Below are 18,740 nucleotides of genomic sequence, written 5' to 3'. Positions count from 1 at the left end.
TATAAAAAATATTTAATCTTAAATCATAGGTTTTTAACACAGCACCTTGATGAAAGAAAAGTAACAAAAGAAAATCAAGAATTCCTAAACTCGCTCCGCTCAAACAGTAGGAATTCAGTCTGCATCAATAACAATTAAGCAATAAAAATTAGTTTTTTGTTTGCTTAATTGTTATTTAAAATTCTGGATAGACCATTTTTCTAAACAAAACCTAAAGTATCAAAACGTTTGCCAAGTACTAGTTCGTCATTTACTCCCAACCAATTTCGTAAAAGTGTAGCGTAAATTTTACGGAAATCTACAGAGTACTTTAAATCTCCTTCATCTAAATCAGTCAGATTAGGAGCTTCATTTAACACTTTATCAGATTTTAATTTTCCTCCCATCAAAAACACATTATTGGCAGTTCCGTGGTCGGTTCCTCCGCTGGCATTTTGTTTTACTCTTCTTCCGAATTCAGAGAAAGTCATCAGCAAAACATCATCCAGCTTGTTATTCTGTTTCAGTTCATTCAAAAATACATCCATCGTTTCTGCATAATTACGCAACAAACGTTCTTGCTGACCAACTTGATTAACGTGTGTATCAAAACCAGAAATACTGACATAATACACATTGGTTGGCATTCCTGAAAGTATCAATTCCGAAATAGTTTTTAACCTTTGTCCTAATTCTCCATTCGGGAAATTCGCTTTCGATTGATAAACTTTTGATTTTGTGTGTAAATATTCTGCTGAAGAAGCTGTTTCTGCCAAGGTTTTATACAGATAACTTACATTGTCTGAATGCTCTGCTGGTTGAGATTTCGCAATTTTGGAGATGAAATCACCATGAACTTGTCGATATAACTTTTCAGGTTCTAATACCGAAAGAGCTTTAAGCTTCTCTCCTTTCATGGCCAAACTCAAAGTATCATCAATTTCCAAAGCTTTATAAGAAGCACAATCTCCTGAACAATTTGCATCCAAATATCGCCCCAACCAACCTGTTTGCAAATACTGGTCGGCATTAGAAGCCGTCTGCCAAATATCCATTGAACGAAAATGTGAACGGTCTGGGTTTGGATAGCCAACGTTATTGATAATACGCATAAAACCATTATCATACCAAGAACGTAACTTTTCTAAAGCTGGATTTAAGCCAATTTCATCATTCAAATTCAATACTTTATTTCGGCTGATAGCAATTGAAGGACGTTCACGATAGTAAATATCATTTCTAAAAGGAATTACAGTATTGAGTCCGTCATTTCCACCAGACAATTGGATAATGACTAATATTTTATCAGAAGTACCGTTAAAGCCTAAATGTTGTTGTTCAAAGGCTTTCAAGAAATTCGGAATCATTAAGCCACCAGCGGTAGCTAATGCCGAACGTTTGATAAATTCTCTACGATTAACCATCTTATTTTGAGTTGTTTAGATGAATATTTAACACAGTTGATATTCAGGAAGCATCATTAATGCTAAAACCATTTTTTTGATGGCTTCAGGCTGACTTTCCTTTTCCATTTTGGCTATAAATCCTTTCTTTAGTTCTTCGCTGATAGCTACCTGTAAAAAATACTCTTCTAATTCATCCAATAATTCTTTACGATTTTCTTGTGCAAACTGTTTTGAAAATACGTCCCAATTCATGCTTGTTTCAAGGGTATTTTTCTTTCCTTTTTTGGTTTGAAAATCCGTATTGACATCGCCATCGGATTTGGCTACTGTTTTCACAATCGAATTATTGAAAGCCAAATAAGGTAACTGCATCCTGAAAAGTAAACTAGAACTATCAATCCAATTTTTCCCGCCAGCCCAACCTGCTACATTTGGCGGATACAGCATTACTTGCCCTAACACTCTCTGAATAAATAATAAAGATTGTTTTTCAACAAAATGAGCACCAGTACTTCTTTGTAAACTAACTAATAATTCAACAGGAGATTTAATATGTGAGCCGATATTTTTGGCATCATAAAACCATGAACTCGTGAAAATTGTCTCCATTAAATCAGCAATATCATAATCGTTTTTATAGAAATACTCAGATAATTCCTGAATGATTTTAGTATCAATTTGCTCGTTGACGAAGTTTTTATAAATTTTAGTGACGATAAAATTAGCGGTTTCATTTTTGGCTAAAATCATTTTTATAATATCTTCTCCGTCAAATTTCCCAGTTTTTCCAAGAAATTCTTTTGAATCAAAATCATGTTGGCGAGTATTAAAAAAGAAGCCATTTTCTCTTCTATCAAATTCCCACCCTGTAAAAGCCCTTGCCGCTTCTTTTACATCATGTTCAGAATAATTTCCTCGTCCTAATGTGAATAATTCCATTACTTCACGAGCAAAATTTTCATTTGGACTCCTTTTTTTATTTTGCTGATTATTCAAGAATTGTAACATCGCAGGTTCTTTGGAAACTGCCATCAATAAATCCCCAAATTTCCCCAAAGAGTATTGACGAATAGTGTTTAAGTAATGTTGTGCAAAAAGTGGATTGCGAGTTCTACAAGCAAAATGTCCATGCCAGAAAAGTGCCATTTTTTCACGCAAAACAGCTTTAGAATCAATCATTTTATCAATCCAAGCGATATTGAGTGCACCCTCCTCCTCTTTCACCATTTTATTCAATTGCTTTCTACGCTGTTCAGTCGTCATAAGTGTATCCTTTTTCATTGCTTGTAGCTCTGAATAAATATCCATTTTATCGACAACATCAATCGTTTCAAAACTCTCAGAGTCCTTCAATAATTGTTTAACATTTTTTTTGATTGATTGTCGGCTGAACTGATTAATGATTTCTGGCTTTTCGCTAAAGCCCGCCCGCCATAGAAGATGTTGGATGTGTTTTTCCTTGGCCATAATTTTGTCGAGTTTAAAATTTAATGACTCTTAGAGTGTAGAAAGTGTGGAAAGGTTTAATCATTAAAATTATAATCAATATTATTTAATTTATATTCTTGTAAAAAAAACCTCTAAAAACAAAAATCCGCTCTTTTGAAGCGGATTCTGTTTCAATAAATTATGCAAAATATTTTATGCAATCTGTGCAGCCAACCAGTCACCTACTTCTGAAGTAGAGAATGCTTTTCCGCCATCCGCAATATCAACTGTAACAACGCCTTCTGCTAAAGATTTGTTAACGATGTCTTTGATTTCGTTTGCTTCGTCCATCAATTTGAAAGCATATTCAAACATCATTGCTGCTGAAAGTACTGTTCCCAATGGGTTAGCAATGTTTTTACCAGCCGCTTGTGGGTAACTTCCATGGATTGGTTCGAATACAGAAGTATGTAAACCAATAGAAGCTGATGGCATTAAGCCCATAGAACCAGAAATTACTGAAGCTTCGTCTGTTAAGATGTCACCAAACATATTTTCTGTCACCATTACATCAAAACCTTCTGGCCATTGGATGATACGCATAGCCGCAGCATCAACAAATAAGTATTCAGTAGCTACTTCTGGATATTCTTTTTCGATTCCTTGTGCTACTTCTCTCCAAAGTCTTGAAGTTTCTAATACGTTTGCTTTGTCAACGATACAAAGTTTTTTACGACGCTTCATTGCGTACTCATAAGCCAAACGAACAATTCTATCAACTTCTGGTTTCGTATATTCGCATACGTCCCAAGCTTTATCACGAGTTTCGTTTCTTCCTTTATCACCGAAATAGATACCGCCGGTTAATTCACGAATACAAACGAAGTCTGCATTTTCAATTAATTCTCTTCTTAATGGAGATTTATGCAATAATGAAGGAAAAACTAAAGTAGGACGAATGTTGGCATATAAACCTAATTTCTTACGCATTGCTAACAAACCTTGCTCTGGACGAACTTTTGCAGAAGGGTCATTATCAAAACGTGGATGACCGATTGCACCAAACAATACTGCATCAGCTTGCATACAGATTTCATGTGTTTCGTCTGGATATGGATTGCCAGTAGCATCAATCGCTACAGCACCTGTTAAAGCGTGTGTAAGATTGATTTCGTGGTTATATTTTTTTCCGATTGCATTAACAACTTTTAATGCTTGTTCAATTACTTCTGGGCCAATTCCGTCACCAGATAAAACTGCAATATTTAATTTCATTTATTTTTTTGTTAGACTTGAGGACTTTGGACTTTAGGACTCAAGGATTTTTTGTTATTAGATTTTAAGATAGATTCAAGATACTAGAAACAAGAATCAAGACTTGAGAATTTTTGATTTTATGACTTGAAGATTAAAAACTTTAGGATTTCAATTGAGCATTAAAAAACTAATCACTCAATCACAATTCACTAAATCACTAATTTCAAAAAATCACTAACTCACTAATTCTAAATTAAATTCAGCATTTTTTGAGTTGCTTTTATCGCTGAAACTGTTTGATCAGAATCTAGTCCTCTGGTTTTAAATTCTTTTCCTTTATGTTCCCAAGTAATGATGGTTTCACAAAGGGCATCCGTATTTCCTCCCGGTGGAATTCTTACGGCATAATCTGTCAACATCGGAAGCAATACCTCTTTTTTAAGATATACTTTCTTCAAAGCATTCATAAAAGCATCGTATTGACCATCGCCCTGAGCATTCTCTTCAAAAATATGACCATCAACTTTCACTCTTAAAGTAGCCGATGGACGAAGATTTTTAGAGTGAGTCAACACATAATTGATTACTTCTACTTTTTCTTCTACGATATTAGTATCAATAACATCGGAAATAATGTATGGCAAATCTTCCTGAGTAACTACTTCTTTACGGTCGCCCAATTCAATAATTCTTTGCGTTACTCGCTTCAAATCTGCTTGCGATAATTTTATTCCTAATTTTTGAAGATTCTTCTCAATATTAGCTTTACCTGAAGTTTTACCCAAAGCATATTTACGTTCTCTGCCAAAACGTTCTGGCATCAAATCGTTGAAATATAAATTGTTTTTATTATCTCCATCAGCATGAATTCCAGCGGTTTGTGTAAAAACGTTTTCACCAACAACAGGCTTATTCACTGGAATTCTAAAACCAGAAAATGTTTCAACCAATTTACTCACAGAGTAAAGCGAAGCTTCTACAACAGAGGTTTCAACTTCTGGCATAAAATCCTTCAAAACCGCAATCGTACTTGCCAAAGGTGCATTTCCTGCTCTTTCGCCCATACCATTTACCGTTAAATGAAGTCCATGAACACCAGCACGCACACCTTCCATCACGTTAGCAATACTTAAATCATAATCGTTATGCGCATGAAAATCAAAATGTTGATTTGGATAACGCTGCACGATTTGAGACAAAAAGTCGTAACATTCACGAGGAGTTAACACGCCCAAAGTATCAGGCAACAATACTCGCTTGATAGGTTGCGTACTCAAGAAGTCCAAAAACTGAAATACATAATCTGGCGAATTACGCATACCATTACTCCAGTCTTCTAAATAGACATTGCATTGAATATCTTTAGAACGAGCCAAAGCGATTACTTCTGCAATTTCTGAAAAATGTTGTTCAGCAGTTTTCTTGAGTTGATGCGTTAAATGATTCATCGAACCTTTTGTAAGGAGATTCATCACTTTTGCACCCGCTTCAATCATCCAATTCACCGAAGTTTCGCCATCAACAAAGGTTAATACTTCGATTTTATCAATCAATCCGTTTTCGCTTGCCCAAGCAGTAATTTTTTTAACTGCCTGAAATTCACCGTCGGATACTCTTGCAGAAGCTACTTCCAAACGATCAACTTTTACTTCTTTTAATAATAATTGAGCGATTGCTAATTTCTCAGTAGCCGAAAAAGACACTCCACTGGTTTGTTCACCATCACGGAGTGTCGTATCCATTATTTCTATGTGTCGCATATTTTTTTTGCTATTTACTGCTTTCGGCTTTCGGTCATCAGATTTCGGCTATCAGATTTTAGATTATCAGTCATCGGATTTATAAAAGTTTTTACTTTTTTAGTAAATCTAAAGCTGAAAGCCGAAATCCGACTGCAGAAGTCCGATGACCGATAGCTGAAAGCCGATAGCTTAATAAATACTTTTATCGGCAAAACCACCTATTTCTTCTTTCATCGCTTGAAGATAATCAATATCATCAAAGCCATTCATTAGGTTGTTTTTCTTATAGCCATTGATAGCAAAGCTTTCTTGTTCACCTGTCTCAACAATTGTAATTGTTTGTGCAGGTAAATCTACTTCTAATTCAGCCGCAGGATTTGCTTCTATCGCCAAGAAAATTTTATCTAAAAATGCTGGACTTACCTGTACTGGCAAAATACCAATATTAATAGAATTTCCTTTAAAAATATCTGCAAAGAAGCTTGATACTACACAACGGAAACCATAGTCATAAATCGCCCAAGCAGCGTGTTCACGGCTTGAACCACTTCCGAAGTTATGTCCACCTACAAGAATTTTTCCTGTGTAAGTTGGGTTGTTTAATACGAAATCTTGTTTCGGTGAACCGTCAGTATTATAACGCCAGTCACGGAATAAGTTATCGCCAAAGCCTTCACGTTTAGTAGCTTTTAAGAAACGTGCAGGGATAATTTGGTCTGTATCAACGTTCTCAATTGGCATTGGTACAGCAGAAGAACGAAGTATGTTAAATTTGTCGTAAGCCATATTTTTGTTTTGATTATCTTAATTTTTTGTACTTAGCAATTTGTTACACAGAGTTTATCAGAGATTAAAAGGAGTTTCACAGAGTTAAAGGTCATCTAATAAATCTTCGGATGCCATCTTTTAATATTGTGACATTGAAGTTAATCAATAAGCCAACTTTCTTTTCTGCAAATTTCATATAAGTCAATACTTGAGCTTCGTGAACTGGATGTAAAGCTTCAACACTTTTCAACTCCACAACAACTTTATTTTCAACTAAAAAATCCATTCGATAACCATATTCAAGTATGATTTCTTTATAGTTAACTGGAACAGTTTTTTGTCGTTCAAAATGTAAACCTGTTTTTGATAGTTCATAAGCTAAACATTCTTCATAAGCCGATTCTAATAGACCAGGTCCCAAATGTTTATGAATCTCTATACAACATCCAATTATTTTTCCAGTAATATCATTTACCATCATAAGCTTCGAAATATTATTAAAGGTATGAACTCTGTGGTTCTCTGTTTGACTCTGTGAAACTCTGTGTCACCTAAATCAGCTCTACTACAACAACTCTCTCGGATCCGTAACAACCCCAGTAACCGCCGCCGCCGCCGCTACTAATGGACTTGCTAATAATGTACGAGAACCCGGACCTTGGCGACCTTCAAAGTTTCTGTTTGAAGTACTTACCGCATATTTCCCTGCTGGAATTTTATCATCATTCATTGCTAAACAAGCTGAACAACCCGGTTGACGCAATAAGAAACCTGCTTCTGTAAGAATGTCATAAATACCTTCTTCACGGATTTGTGCTTCAACAATGTGTGAACCCGGAACAATCCAAGCAGTAACATTATCAGCTTTCTTACGCCCTTTTACGATAGAAGCAAAAGCACGGAAATCTTCGATACGTCCGTTTGTACAACTTCCGATGAAAACATAATCTACTTTCTTGCCAAGCATACTTTCTTGCTCGCCAAAACCCATGTAGTTTAATGATTTATCATAAGTAGCTTTACCACCTTCTACCGATTCAGCCGTTGGAATATTTTTAGAGATACCAATACCCATACCCGGGTTTGTACCATAAGTAATCATTGGTTCAATATCAGCAGCATCAAAAGTATATTCTTTATCGAATACGGCATCTGCATCAGTTTTCAATGTTTTCCAATACGCTAATGCTTTATCCCAAGCTTCGCCTTTTGGAGTTTGTTCACGACCTTCAAGATAATTGAAAGTAGTTTGGTCTGGAGCAATCATACCACCACGAGCACCCATTTCGATACTCATGTTACAAACCGTCATACGACCTTCCATTGACATATTTTCAAATACATCACCAGCATATTCTACAAAATAACCAGTTGCACCAGCCGTAGTTAATTGAGCGATGATATATAAAGTAACGTCTTTCGGAGTAACCGCCTTTCCTAATTTACCATTTACGTTTACACGCATTTTCTTTGGCTTAGGTTGCATAATACACTGTGAAGAAAGTACCATTTCTACTTCAGAAGTACCAATACCAAAAGCAATTGCACCAAAAGCACCATGCGTAGAAGTATGTGAGTCACCACAAACGATAGTCATACCCGGAAGCGTGATACCATTTTCTGGTCCAACTACGTGTACAATACCGTTTTTAGGATTATTCAAACCCCAGTGAGAAATACCATATTTCGCAGAGTTAGTTTCCAAAGCTTTCAACTGATTTGCTGAAAGTGGATCTTCAACTGGAAGGTGTTGGTTAATTGTTGGCGTATTATGGTCAGCAGTAGCGAAAGTACGGTTTGAATACATAACGCCAATACCTCTTGTTTCAAGACCTAAGAAAGCAACTGGACTGGTAACTTCATGAATAAAATGACGATCAATGAAGAATACATCTGGGCCGTCTTCGATTTTACGAACAACGTGGGCATCCCATACTTTGTCGAATAATGTTGTTGGTTGCATATTGTTTTTAATAATTAAATTTCGATGCTACAAATTTGAGAAGAATTAAAGATAAAGTATTAACGAATTAAGTTCAAAAAATGACGTTTTTAGTTCAAAATCAATTAATGGTCGTAAAAAAGCATCTATTCTTATACTAAAAAACGAAATTAATTAGAATTAAGCATTATTTATTTGTCATATTAATATTTATAGTCCAATTTTTTCTTGAAATAGTTTTTTAATAAGAAACTTAAAAATGTATATTTGTAACAGTAGCTATGAATTTTAATCATTAATCTTAAACTAAAACCCTTCAATTATCATTATGAATGACATTATTTACTTAGTACCGACCTTTGGTATCGTAGGATTACTCTACACTGCATGGCGATTTAGCTGGGTTTCTAAACAACCAGCAGGAAATGCCGAAATGCAAAAACTATCTGGTTATATAGCAGACGGTGCTATTGCATTCCTAAAAGCTGAATGGAAAGTATTAGCTTACTTTGCCATTCCTACTGCTTTATTATTATTCTGGTTAGGTTCGGATGAAGGCACTCCAGAGCATCCTATTCACTCTTCTCCATTAATTGCTGTTTCCTTTTTAATTGGTGCTTTGTTGTCAGCAACTGCTGGTTATATCGGAATGAAAATTGCTACCAAAGCAAACGTTCGTACTGCCGAAGCTGCTCGTACTTCGCTTTCTAAAGCCCTTGATGTTTCTTTCACTGGTGGTTCTGTGATGGGAATGGGTGTGGCTGGCTTGGCTATTTTAGGGCTTGGAGGCTTATTTATTGCCTTTTATAATATCTTCGCACAGGGTCAAGCACTTACTTCTGATGAAATGAAAACCGCTATCGAAGTTCTTGCAGGTTTCTCTTTGGGTGCTGAATCTATCGCACTTTTTGCCAGAGTAGGTGGTGGTATTTATACCAAAGCTGCCGATGTTGGTGCAGATTTAGTAGGGAAAGTTGAAGCTGGAATTCCAGAAGATGATGTGCGTAACCCTGCTACTATCGCCGACAACGTAGGTGATAACGTGGGCGACGTGGCTGGTATGGGTGCAGATTTATTTGGTTCTTATGTAGCCACTATTTTAGCGACAATGGTACTCGGACAAGAAATTGAAGTAACTGATAATTACGGTGGCTTCTCTCCTGTTTTGTTACCAATGTTGATTGCTGGCGTTGGTTTACTGGCATCATTAGTTTCAACTTTCTTTGTGAAGATTAAAAGTGAAACTTCTTCAGTACAAAATGCTTTAAACTTGGGTAACTGGGTTTCTATCATCATTACTTTTATTACTTCGTATTTCTTAGTAAAAAATATTTTACCTGAAACCCTTAATCTTCGTGGCTTTGAGTTTACTGCCAACGGTGTATTCTTGGCTATCGTTGTAGGACTTGTCGTTGGTGCGTTGATGTCGATGATTACTGAATATTATACGGCGATGGGCAAGCGTCCTGTTTTGTCTATCATCGAAAAATCTGGTACTGGACACGCTACTAACATCATTGGTGGTTTAGCTGTTGGGATGGAATCAACTGTATTGCCAATTTTAATCTTAGCAGCAGGGATTATTCTTTCTTATAAATCCGCTGGACTTTACGGAGTATCCATTGCTGCCGCTGGGATGATGGCTACTACAGCTATGCAATTGGCTATTGATGCTTTTGGCCCTATTGCTGATAATGCGGGAGGTATTGCCGAAATGTCGCAATTGCCTCCAGAAGTACGTGAGCGTACTGATAATTTAGATGCTGTAGGTAATACCACTGCGGCAACAGGTAAAGGTTTTGCGATTGCTTCGGCTGCCCTTACTTCATTAGCTTTGTTTGCGGCATTTGTGGGTATTGCGGGTATTAAAGCCATTGATATTTATAAAGCCGATGTATTAGCAGGTTTGTTTGTTGGTGGAATGATTCCATTTATCTTTAGTGCCTTGTGTATTTCGGCTGTTGGAAAAGCAGCGATGGAAATGGTGAATGAAGTTCGTCGTCAGTTCCGTGAAATTCCGGGTATTATGGAATATAAGGCTGAACCAGAATATGAAAAATGCGTTGCCATTTCCACCGAGGCTTCTATCAAACAAATGATTTTGCCGGGTGCTATTGCATTAATCACTCCTGTTTTAGTAGGTTTCACAATGGGACCAGAAGTATTGGGTGGATTATTAGCAGGCGTTACTGTTTCAGGTGTATTGATGGGTATTTTCCAGTCTAACGCTGGTGGTGCTTGGGATAATGCTAAAAAGTCATTTGAAAAAGGTGTTTTGATTGATGGAGTGATGTATTACAAAAAATCAGAACCACATAAAGCTTCTGTAACTGGTGATACCGTGGGTGATCCATTCAAAGACACTTCTGGCCCATCAATGAATATCTTGATAAAGCTGATGTCTATCGTTTCATTAGTCATTGCACCATACATTGCAGTTCATACTACCGATGTTGGGGCAACATTTGAAAAAAAGATTATCCCAATTGTAAAATCAATTAAGAATATTCCTGCTGATGCGAAGGTTACTGTGGTTACGAAGCGTGTTGAATAGGATGTTTTTGTTTGTTTTAAAGTATCTGTAATTGTTGTTTTGAGGAATGGCTTATAAACAGGCTAAAAACCTCACCCCCCAACCCCTCTCCTGTTGAGAGGGGGCTTTTTTTGTCTAATATGTATCAGTTAGCATCTAATCTTTTTAGAAAAAGATATAGTTTCACAAACAATAAATTAAATATTTGATAATCAATTATTAAACCCAACAAACGGCTCCCCTTCTCTACAGGAGAAGGGGCTGGGGGATGAGGTCATACGGCTGATAACATCAATGCAGTTGTCTATCCCGTCAGTGCAGGAGCTAATACTTTAAATGCAGTCGTCTATCCCGTCAGTGCAGGAGCTAATAGTATAAATGCAGTCGCTTATCCCGTCAGTGCAGGAGCCAATAGTATAAATGCAGTCGCTCGTCACGTCAGTGCAGGAACGAATAGTATAAATGCAGTCGCTCGTCCCGTCAGTGCAGGAGCCAATAGTATAAATGCAGTTGCTTATCCCGTCAGTGCAGGAACTAATAGTATAAATGCAGTTGCTAGTCCCGTCAGTGCAGGAGCTAATAGTATAAATGCAAAAAGGAATATAAAAAAATAGCCAATGTCATGTAACAAGTATCATGGCATTGGCTATTTATATAGAGCTAATAGTAGGTTATACAATGCGTTTAAAAAGAATCCCTTTTACCTTCCCATACTCCATACTACCTGTTCCAAAAGTCACTTTAACATAAGTCTTAACATCCAAAGCAATATCTACTAAACCAGTCTTAGGTGCATACAGCAAAGTATTTCTATTACCACGTGCAATGTCCAAAGGTGTATGACTATTAATTACTGCATTGTTGGCATTGTTCAAATCAGTCGCCAAAGCCTTTAAAGTAGTCACTTTTAAATCAGTTTCGTTAGGATTATACGCTGAGTGAAAAGACACTAAAGAAATCAATGCGTTCAAATGCTCTATCATATAATTAAAACTTTGTTGCGAAGAAGAATTTGTTTTTGGTGTAGTCAATACACCATCTACCATCACAGGTTCAGGCTTTGCCGAGGCTCTTTGACCTTGAATTTTACGATTAATTCCCTTTGCATCTTCAAAAACGGCATCCTCCACCCCACAAATCGAAAAAGCCCCACAAACTTTAGTGCTTAAAGGACGTAAATCAGCAAACAATTTCTTTCGCTGATTTACCGCATCATCATGTTCGGTAGTTAAATCATGAATAACAAGCATAATACTTTTAGCCTCCGCCAATAAAGCCTGCAATTGACCAAGCTTCAAAGCATCTCTGCTAGGATTATACGCAGCACCAAAATTTTCGCAATAAGAAATAAGGTTTTGGAAATTTGCAATGTTAACAGCATTGCCTGTGTCTTGTAGTGTTGACATAACGATATAATTTAGGTTTGAAAAAACTATTGAGTAAATATCTTATAATTGCCCATTAGCACAAGCAATTAATAAGCTGTTGAACTTATATCAGTGGCGTATCAGCCTGAACAGCAGACTGTTGATTTTAAATGTTAGGCAACTAAAATTAATAAAGAAATTTTTTAAAACAATATTTGGCATAATATTTTTTTAAAGGAATTTGGGGGAGAAATTTTGAAAAATTAAAAGGAATTAAGACATTTAAACTGAATTCTTATTGATGTGATTTTGGTACGTATACTGTAACAGGAATCCAAATATCATATAGTAGTAGTAGTAAATCTTTTATTTTAAAGATATTGAGATTATTAAAATTATTACTTTCTGTAATAGTAAAACATAAACTACTAATTTAACAGATTACTAAAGAATGATACAAAATAATATATCCACTAATAAATAGTTTAAATCATAATTTTTACAGTGTGTTTTACTTATTGTCAATTTTCACATGTTACCCTAAAAGATATGAAGAAGATAATTACAATTCTTACTATAATTTTATTTTCAAAATCAGTATTTGCCCTATCAATAGATTCTTTAAATAAATCTTCAACAACAAAACGGATAGCTCTGGTTATTGGAAATTCATCTTATAATTATTTTCAAAAAGACATAACTGCAACAAATGATGTAAAATTAATAAGTAAAGCACTAACAGATTTAGATTTCGAAGTTTTTCAATATCTTGATTTAGATTATAATACAACTAAAAGCGTTTTAGCTGGTTTTAAAGAAAAAATTAAAAATGCTGATGTTGCATTGCTATACTATTCAGGGATGGGAGCTAATGTTGAAGGTATTGATTATTTATTTCCAATAGATTTTAAAATACACAATAATAATTTTTCCGAATCGTTTAATACAAACTGCTTTTCAAATAACTATATATTTTCATTATTTGAAGACAATCCTAACAGAGCTAATATTATTTTATGGGATGCTGGTTCAAGACAAGACCCAGGTATTCATCGTAGTGAAAAGTCTCCTCAAATCCAATTACTACCCCCTCTAAATACATTTCTTATGTATGCTTGTCAGGTTGGTGAAGCAACACATGCAACTGAAAAAGCTATAAGTTTATTTACAGAAAAACTGACTACTGAAATTATCATAAATCAAGAGATTAATTTTCTATTTGAAAATGTTAAAAAAACTGTCATTAATGAAGTAAAGAATCAAGTTCCATTAAAAATTTCTACTTTAACCAAAAAGTTTTATTTTACTAAATCAATTGATAATACACCTCCAGATATTAAAATTACCTCACCTAATTTATCTCGTGGTTTTGCCCCGATTGAAGAAAAAAAGCAAATAATAATTAAAGGTATCGCAAAAGATAAAAATGGAATTTTTGAAGTACTTATTAATAATGAAGAAGTACAATTGGAAAGTGACGGTAGTTTTTCAAAAACTGTTCTATTAGCTGTTGGAGAAAACACTTTTATTGTAAAAGCTACCGATACCAGAAGTAATACATCTGAAATTAATATTAAAGTCAATAGGCAAGTTAATATTGATAATACACAAAGATTAAACAATATTGGAAAATATTATGCTTTAATAATTGGAGTAAGCGATTATGATGATAAAAATATTACAAAACTTGATAGCCTCCCAATTTATGATGCTAGAAATCTGAAAAATATTTTACAAAACGATTATACTTTCAGTAACAATTACATAATAACTCTTGAAAACCCAACAAGAAGAGAGATAATTATTGAACTTGATAATTTATCAAAGAGAGTTACACCTGATGATTGTATTTTGATTTTTTATGCTGGCCATGGTTATTTTGACAAGGAAACTGAGATAGGTTATTGGTTTCCTAAAGATGCTGAAATTGATAATTCTTCAAACTGGTTATATAATGATCAATTAATATCTTCAATAAAAAAGATTAAATCAAAACATACTTTACTTATTTCTGACGCATGTTTTAGTGGAAGTATTTTTAAAAATAGAGATGTAAAAATTACAAGTAATGAACCAAATGTTATCAGACAAAAATACGAACTAACAAGTAGAAAAGCGATGACAAGTGGAACATTAACAACAGTACCTAACATAAGTGTTTTCATGAAATACATGTTAGAGTATTTACAAAAAAATAAAGATAAATATATTTCAGCGAGCCAGTTATTTAAATCAATAGAGACACCTGTTGGAAACAATAGCACAGCACTTCCTCAATATGGAGTTATTCAGAATACAGGAGATGAAGGCGGAGATTTTATTTTTATTCACAAATGATTCTTAATTTGTATCGTTGTCCGTGTAGTTTATTTAGTATCAATTATGTACCTGAACAAAACATTTATTACTAAAAAGCGTTGTCAACTTTTTGAAAGTTGACAACGCTAAATCTAAATTATCAATCCATCCCTTACTTAATCTCAGTAACAAAAACCTCTTTCGGTGTTCTTACTTTTTTAAGATTAACTAACCAGTCATGTGCTTCGTCACGATAGCCCAAAGGTAGAATTACCGCACTTTTTAATCCTAAAGCTTCTAAACCTAAGATTTTATCTAACTCAGGAGCGACAAATCCTTCCATCGGTGTAGCATCTACTTTTTGCTCTGCGGCAGCAGCCATTGCTAAACCTAAAGCAATGTAGGCTTGTTTGGCAGCATGAGTTGCATGCCATTCTTGGCTGAGTGGCTCGTACATTCCCCAAAGTCTTTGCTTATAATCATCCATTGTATTAGCAGGCAAGCCTCTTTCAGCGACTGTTCTAGCAAATACTTTTTCAATTTTTTCTAATGAATATCCATCCCAAGCAGCAAAAACTAATAAATGTGAGCATTCAGTAATTTGACTTTGATTGAAAGCGATTGCTTGGATTTTTGTTAATAATTCTTTGTCGGTAATCACAAAGATTTGATAAGGTTGTAAGCCAGAGGAAGAGGGTGCTAAACGTGCAGCTTCAATGATATAATCTACTTTTTCTTGAGGGACAATATTCCCATTCATTTTCTTTGTTGCATAACGCCACTCAAGTGATTTTAATAATTCCATTTTTAGTTGATTTTAAATTAAATGTAATAACACTAATTTACAAACACAACAAATCGAAAGTTTGTTACCAAATTGTACTAAAGAGCAAAAAAAATGACCTCATATATCCCTGAGATCATTTTTTTCAATATTTTAGAAGTTTAAATATTGATTAAATCAATACTTCCAACTAGTCAAATCAGCACCTTTTGGGGCGGATTCTTCGATACGTTTCAAAATTTTAGGAATATACATCGTATTATATCTTAATCTTGAAATGTAGTTTGGCTGATTAGGATCACCATTCCAGCAATGTTCTGCACGGTCGCCATAAGTTACTTCACCACCATAAGTTGGATTCTTCACTCCTTTCAAAAAATCTTCCATCAAATAGACAGCGTTATTCAAATAGTAATTATCCATATCACCACAATAAATATGGATTTTCCCTTGTAATTTAGGTCCCAATGTAGCCCAATCTCTTTTTAAAATATGTAGCAAATCAAAATGTTCTTTCCAGTATTCAGCTACTTTTTTATCAATAACACCCGTAGTTTTATCAAAAATTCTTTGTGGATAGCCGTCACTTCCTACAGGCGAGTAAACAGCCTCCCAAATATCCCACTGTCCCCCTGAACGAGTTTTATCACCGAGTGCTAATTCATGATAATTCATGTCTTCAACAGTGCATTTTACTTTGCCTAAGTAATCTCTTTTACCAGGAATAGGCGTTCTTTTCCAAGGACTTTCGTAATAATAAGCATTAGGATATTTATATAAATCTATCGAAGAATAAGCTTCAAAAGAAATTGGGTCTGGACAAGCTGCAAAACAACCATTGTATTCATCAGGATAAAATATTTGTGCCGCCAAAGCTTCCCAACCACCCGTAGAACCGCCATACATAAACCTTGCCCAACCTTTCCCAATACCTCTAAATTGCTTTTCAATATACGGAATCAACTCATAAGTAATAGCATCACCATAAGGGCCAATATTGGCAGAATTCACCGCATAAGAATCATCATAAAATTGATTAGCGTGCTGAATTTCAACAATTAACATTCTTGGAAAATCTTTACTTGTCCATTGTTTGTAGAAATTATAGGCTTCTTCTTTTACAATTTTGTTGTAACCATAAATGTTAAATCTAGCAGAATAATCATCCGTCTTCATATCAGCAGGCGGAGGCGTTTCACTAAAGCCATCAAAATCAGCAGGGAAATGTCCATGAAAAATAGCTAAAGGATAATGTGCTTCGGGATGGGTATCAAAGCCTTCTGGAATTAAAATGTTAGCCCCTAAATAAATATCTCTTCCCCAGAATTTACTGAGCAGCTTGCTTTTCATTTTAATATGCTTGATGTACTTAGTATCTTGTGGAGCAGGAATGGGAGGAATTTCTTGGTCAATCTTGAGTTTAATAAGCTGATTACTAGCTTTTTTCAAGGTAACTTTAACAGGAATACTGTAAATATTACCGGGAGCTTCATTAAACTGTTGCCCTTCTCCCCTTTCCATCGGTAGCTTTACGATATGTCCATCGGCTCTATGAAAAGTTTCGTACTTATGAAGTAAAACCTGAGCATAATACACTCCATCAGGAATTTGCTTGACACTTCTGATAGGATAACCAAAGGCTTTACTATCAATGATTTGTACTTGATTGGGTTTCCAATTATCGACATTTATCCCAAACATTAATTGAGAATCAGCATCATCACTGATTTGCTTGCGAGGTTCTTTTTTATTGTTATCGGCAATAAAAAGCATCAAGCGACCATCAAGAGGAGTTTTACTAAGATTTTCGCCAAAAGTAACCGCAAATTGCTGTGCCTGAATCAGAGAAGGAAAAACGAATAGAAAGAGTAAAAAGATTTTTTTCATGATAAAGATTTGAAGATGAAACGATTAGCACTCAATATATCAAAAAATAATGTAAGCTCTGCATTTCATACTTCTATTTTTTACTCATAGATCGGTTTATCTCTAAACTTTAATCTTTCTCCACTTCTTTTTGATAATACAGTTTTTATTTCAGCAATGATAGAAATAGCAATTTCTTCAGGAGTACTTGCCCCAATATCTAAACCTACTGGCGAAGCAATTCTAGCGGCATCAAGTTCTGAAATGGCTTTTCCTTCTTCAGCCAAAGCCTTGTACATCTTTTCGCTTCGCTTTTTAGGCCCAAGTAAACCGATGTAAGGAATTTCGGTTGTTAACAAATGTTGTAAATTATTGAAGTCGGTATTATAATCATGTGCCATCAATAAGGCAACTGTGTATTCATCAATATTTACTGCTGTTCCTTTTTCCTTTTCAATAACAGCATCTGCCCAATCGAAAAGCTTTTTCTGTACTTTTAAAGGATTACAAACTACACTTACTTTCCATCCTATCTCTTTAGCCAATTTCACCATCGGATAAATATCATAGTTGCCTCCATAAACCACCAAATGAATCGCTGGCAATAATACTTCCAAGAAAATCTGAACTTCACCATTTTCTGTTTGATAAGTATTACTTTGCGATTTACCGATACTTAAACAAGTTTCAATATCAGCGATAAGTGTAGGTAAAATCTCCAAAATAGGAAAATTTTCAGTAAAATATTCAGGAGAATTAAACAAAAAAGTATCCCCCAAATTCACCAAAGGTTGATTTCCTTTCACTTTGGTAAAAGTGAGTAAAACATTTCGTTTACGTGTATCAGCACATTTTGAAAGAATTTGTACAGGATTGTCAGGTTTAGTATTATCCAAAGGTTTTAATAGTACATCAATAATCCCATTACAACCCAAACCCACACCAATTTGATATGGGTCATCATCAGAAGTATCATAAGTAACAATTGTTGCTTTGTTTTGAGCCATTGCCAATCTTGCACGCTTCAAGGCATCTCCCTCTAAACAACCTCCACTGATTCCACCAACAAATTCACCAGTATCTGATACCAACATTCTTGCTCCTGTTCTTCGGTAAGACGAACCTTCAACTCTTACAACAGTCGCCAACGCAGCTTTATGAGTATTAAAATCTATTTGTTGATACGCTTCAAGAATTGTTTTTATTTCTTTCATTGTTGATTAAAATATAGCTATCAGCATTCAGTCGTCAGCTATCGGATTTATTTTTCTATCTAATTTAGGCTCAACCCTTAAACTGGGCTGATGATTAAACATTGTTGATAATTTCTCAAATCTGGCGTTAAAAGTAGTTGAAAAGTTTCTTGTAAA

At 35.0% G+C, this 18,740-nt stretch carries 13 protein-coding genes; 2 read left to right on the top strand and 11 right to left on the bottom strand.

Annotation, left to right across the window (positions count from 1 at the left end; all coding sequences use genetic code 11):
* Window positions 1–200 precede the first annotated feature (200 nt).
* The 7 genes from HNP25_RS21120 to leuC all read right to left on the bottom strand — a co-directional run bounded on the left by HNP25_RS21120 (window position 201) and on the right by leuC (window position 8,543).
* Window positions 201–1,403 carry a DUF1501 domain-containing protein gene (locus tag HNP25_RS21120; RefSeq protein WP_184137679.1) on the bottom strand — a complete coding sequence of 401 codons (1,203 nt, stop codon included), beginning with the start codon at window positions 1,401–1,403 and terminating at the stop codon, window positions 201–203.
* A gap of 27 nt (window positions 1,404–1,430) precedes the next feature.
* Complete coding sequence (locus HNP25_RS21115) at window positions 1,431–2,852, bottom strand: DUF1800 domain-containing protein (RefSeq protein WP_184137677.1); 1,422 nt, start codon at window positions 2,850–2,852, stop codon at window positions 1,431–1,433.
* Between the two features lie 174 nt (window positions 2,853–3,026).
* Window positions 3,027–4,088, bottom strand: coding sequence for a 3-isopropylmalate dehydrogenase (gene leuB / locus HNP25_RS21110; RefSeq protein WP_184137675.1), 1,062 nt, complete (start codon window positions 4,086–4,088; stop codon window positions 3,027–3,029).
* A 230-nt stretch (window positions 4,089–4,318) separates the two neighbouring features.
* On the bottom strand, window positions 4,319–5,830 hold the full coding sequence (locus HNP25_RS21105; protein WP_221432528.1) for an alpha-isopropylmalate synthase regulatory domain-containing protein: 1,512 nt from the start codon (window positions 5,828–5,830) through the stop codon (window positions 4,319–4,321).
* 171 nt (window positions 5,831–6,001) lie between these two features.
* On the bottom strand, window positions 6,002–6,598 hold the full coding sequence (gene leuD, locus HNP25_RS21100) for a 3-isopropylmalate dehydratase small subunit (RefSeq protein ID WP_184137673.1): 597 nt from the start codon (window positions 6,596–6,598) through the stop codon (window positions 6,002–6,004).
* 91 nt (window positions 6,599–6,689) lie between these two features.
* Complete coding sequence (locus HNP25_RS21095; protein WP_184137671.1) at window positions 6,690–7,061, bottom strand: GxxExxY protein; 372 nt, start codon at window positions 7,059–7,061, stop codon at window positions 6,690–6,692.
* Between the two features lie 84 nt (window positions 7,062–7,145).
* A complete protein-coding gene (leuC, locus tag HNP25_RS21090; RefSeq protein WP_184137669.1) occupies window positions 7,146–8,543 on the bottom strand; it encodes a 3-isopropylmalate dehydratase large subunit in 1,398 nt (465 codons plus the stop codon).
* A gap of 307 nt (window positions 8,544–8,850) precedes the next feature.
* Here leuC and HNP25_RS21085 point away from each other — a divergent pair, with 307 nt between their 5' ends.
* Complete coding sequence (locus HNP25_RS21085; RefSeq protein WP_184137667.1) at window positions 8,851–11,076, top strand: sodium-translocating pyrophosphatase; 2,226 nt, start codon at window positions 8,851–8,853, stop codon at window positions 11,074–11,076.
* 650 nt (window positions 11,077–11,726) lie between these two features.
* On the opposite strand, the gene HNP25_RS21080 is transcribed toward HNP25_RS21085, so the two are convergent.
* Window positions 11,727–12,461, bottom strand: a complete 735-nt coding sequence (locus HNP25_RS21080; RefSeq protein ID WP_184137665.1) for a hypothetical protein — start codon at window positions 12,459–12,461, stop codon at window positions 11,727–11,729.
* 510 nt (window positions 12,462–12,971) lie between these two features.
* Here HNP25_RS21080 and HNP25_RS21075 point away from each other — a divergent pair.
* Window positions 12,972–14,759, top strand: a complete 1,788-nt coding sequence (locus HNP25_RS21075) for a caspase family protein (protein ID WP_184137663.1) — start codon at window positions 12,972–12,974, stop codon at window positions 14,757–14,759.
* Between the two features lie 133 nt (window positions 14,760–14,892).
* Here the strand turns inward: HNP25_RS21075 and HNP25_RS21070 are convergent, their stop codons facing one another.
* The 3 genes from HNP25_RS21070 to HNP25_RS21060 form a co-directional block, all read right to left on the bottom strand.
* Complete coding sequence (locus HNP25_RS21070) at window positions 14,893–15,525, bottom strand: nitroreductase family protein (RefSeq protein ID WP_184137661.1); 633 nt, start codon at window positions 15,523–15,525, stop codon at window positions 14,893–14,895.
* Between the two features lie 156 nt (window positions 15,526–15,681).
* Window positions 15,682–17,391: an alpha/beta hydrolase-fold protein gene (locus HNP25_RS21065; protein WP_184137659.1), complete on the bottom strand. Its 1,710-nt coding sequence runs from the start codon at window positions 17,389–17,391 to the stop codon at window positions 15,682–15,684.
* Window positions 17,392–17,471: 80 nt separating this feature from the next.
* Entirely contained in the window at window positions 17,472–18,584 is a 1,113-nt protein-coding gene (locus HNP25_RS21060) for an XdhC family protein (RefSeq protein WP_184137657.1), read from the bottom strand.
* Window positions 18,585–18,740: the final 156 nt, after the last annotated feature.

Source organism: Arcicella rosea (assembly GCF_014204325.1).
GTDB classification, from domain to species: Bacteria; Bacteroidota; Bacteroidia; order Cytophagales; family Spirosomataceae; genus Arcicella; species Arcicella rosea_A.
This window is presented reverse-complemented; position numbering and strand designations above follow the sequence as displayed.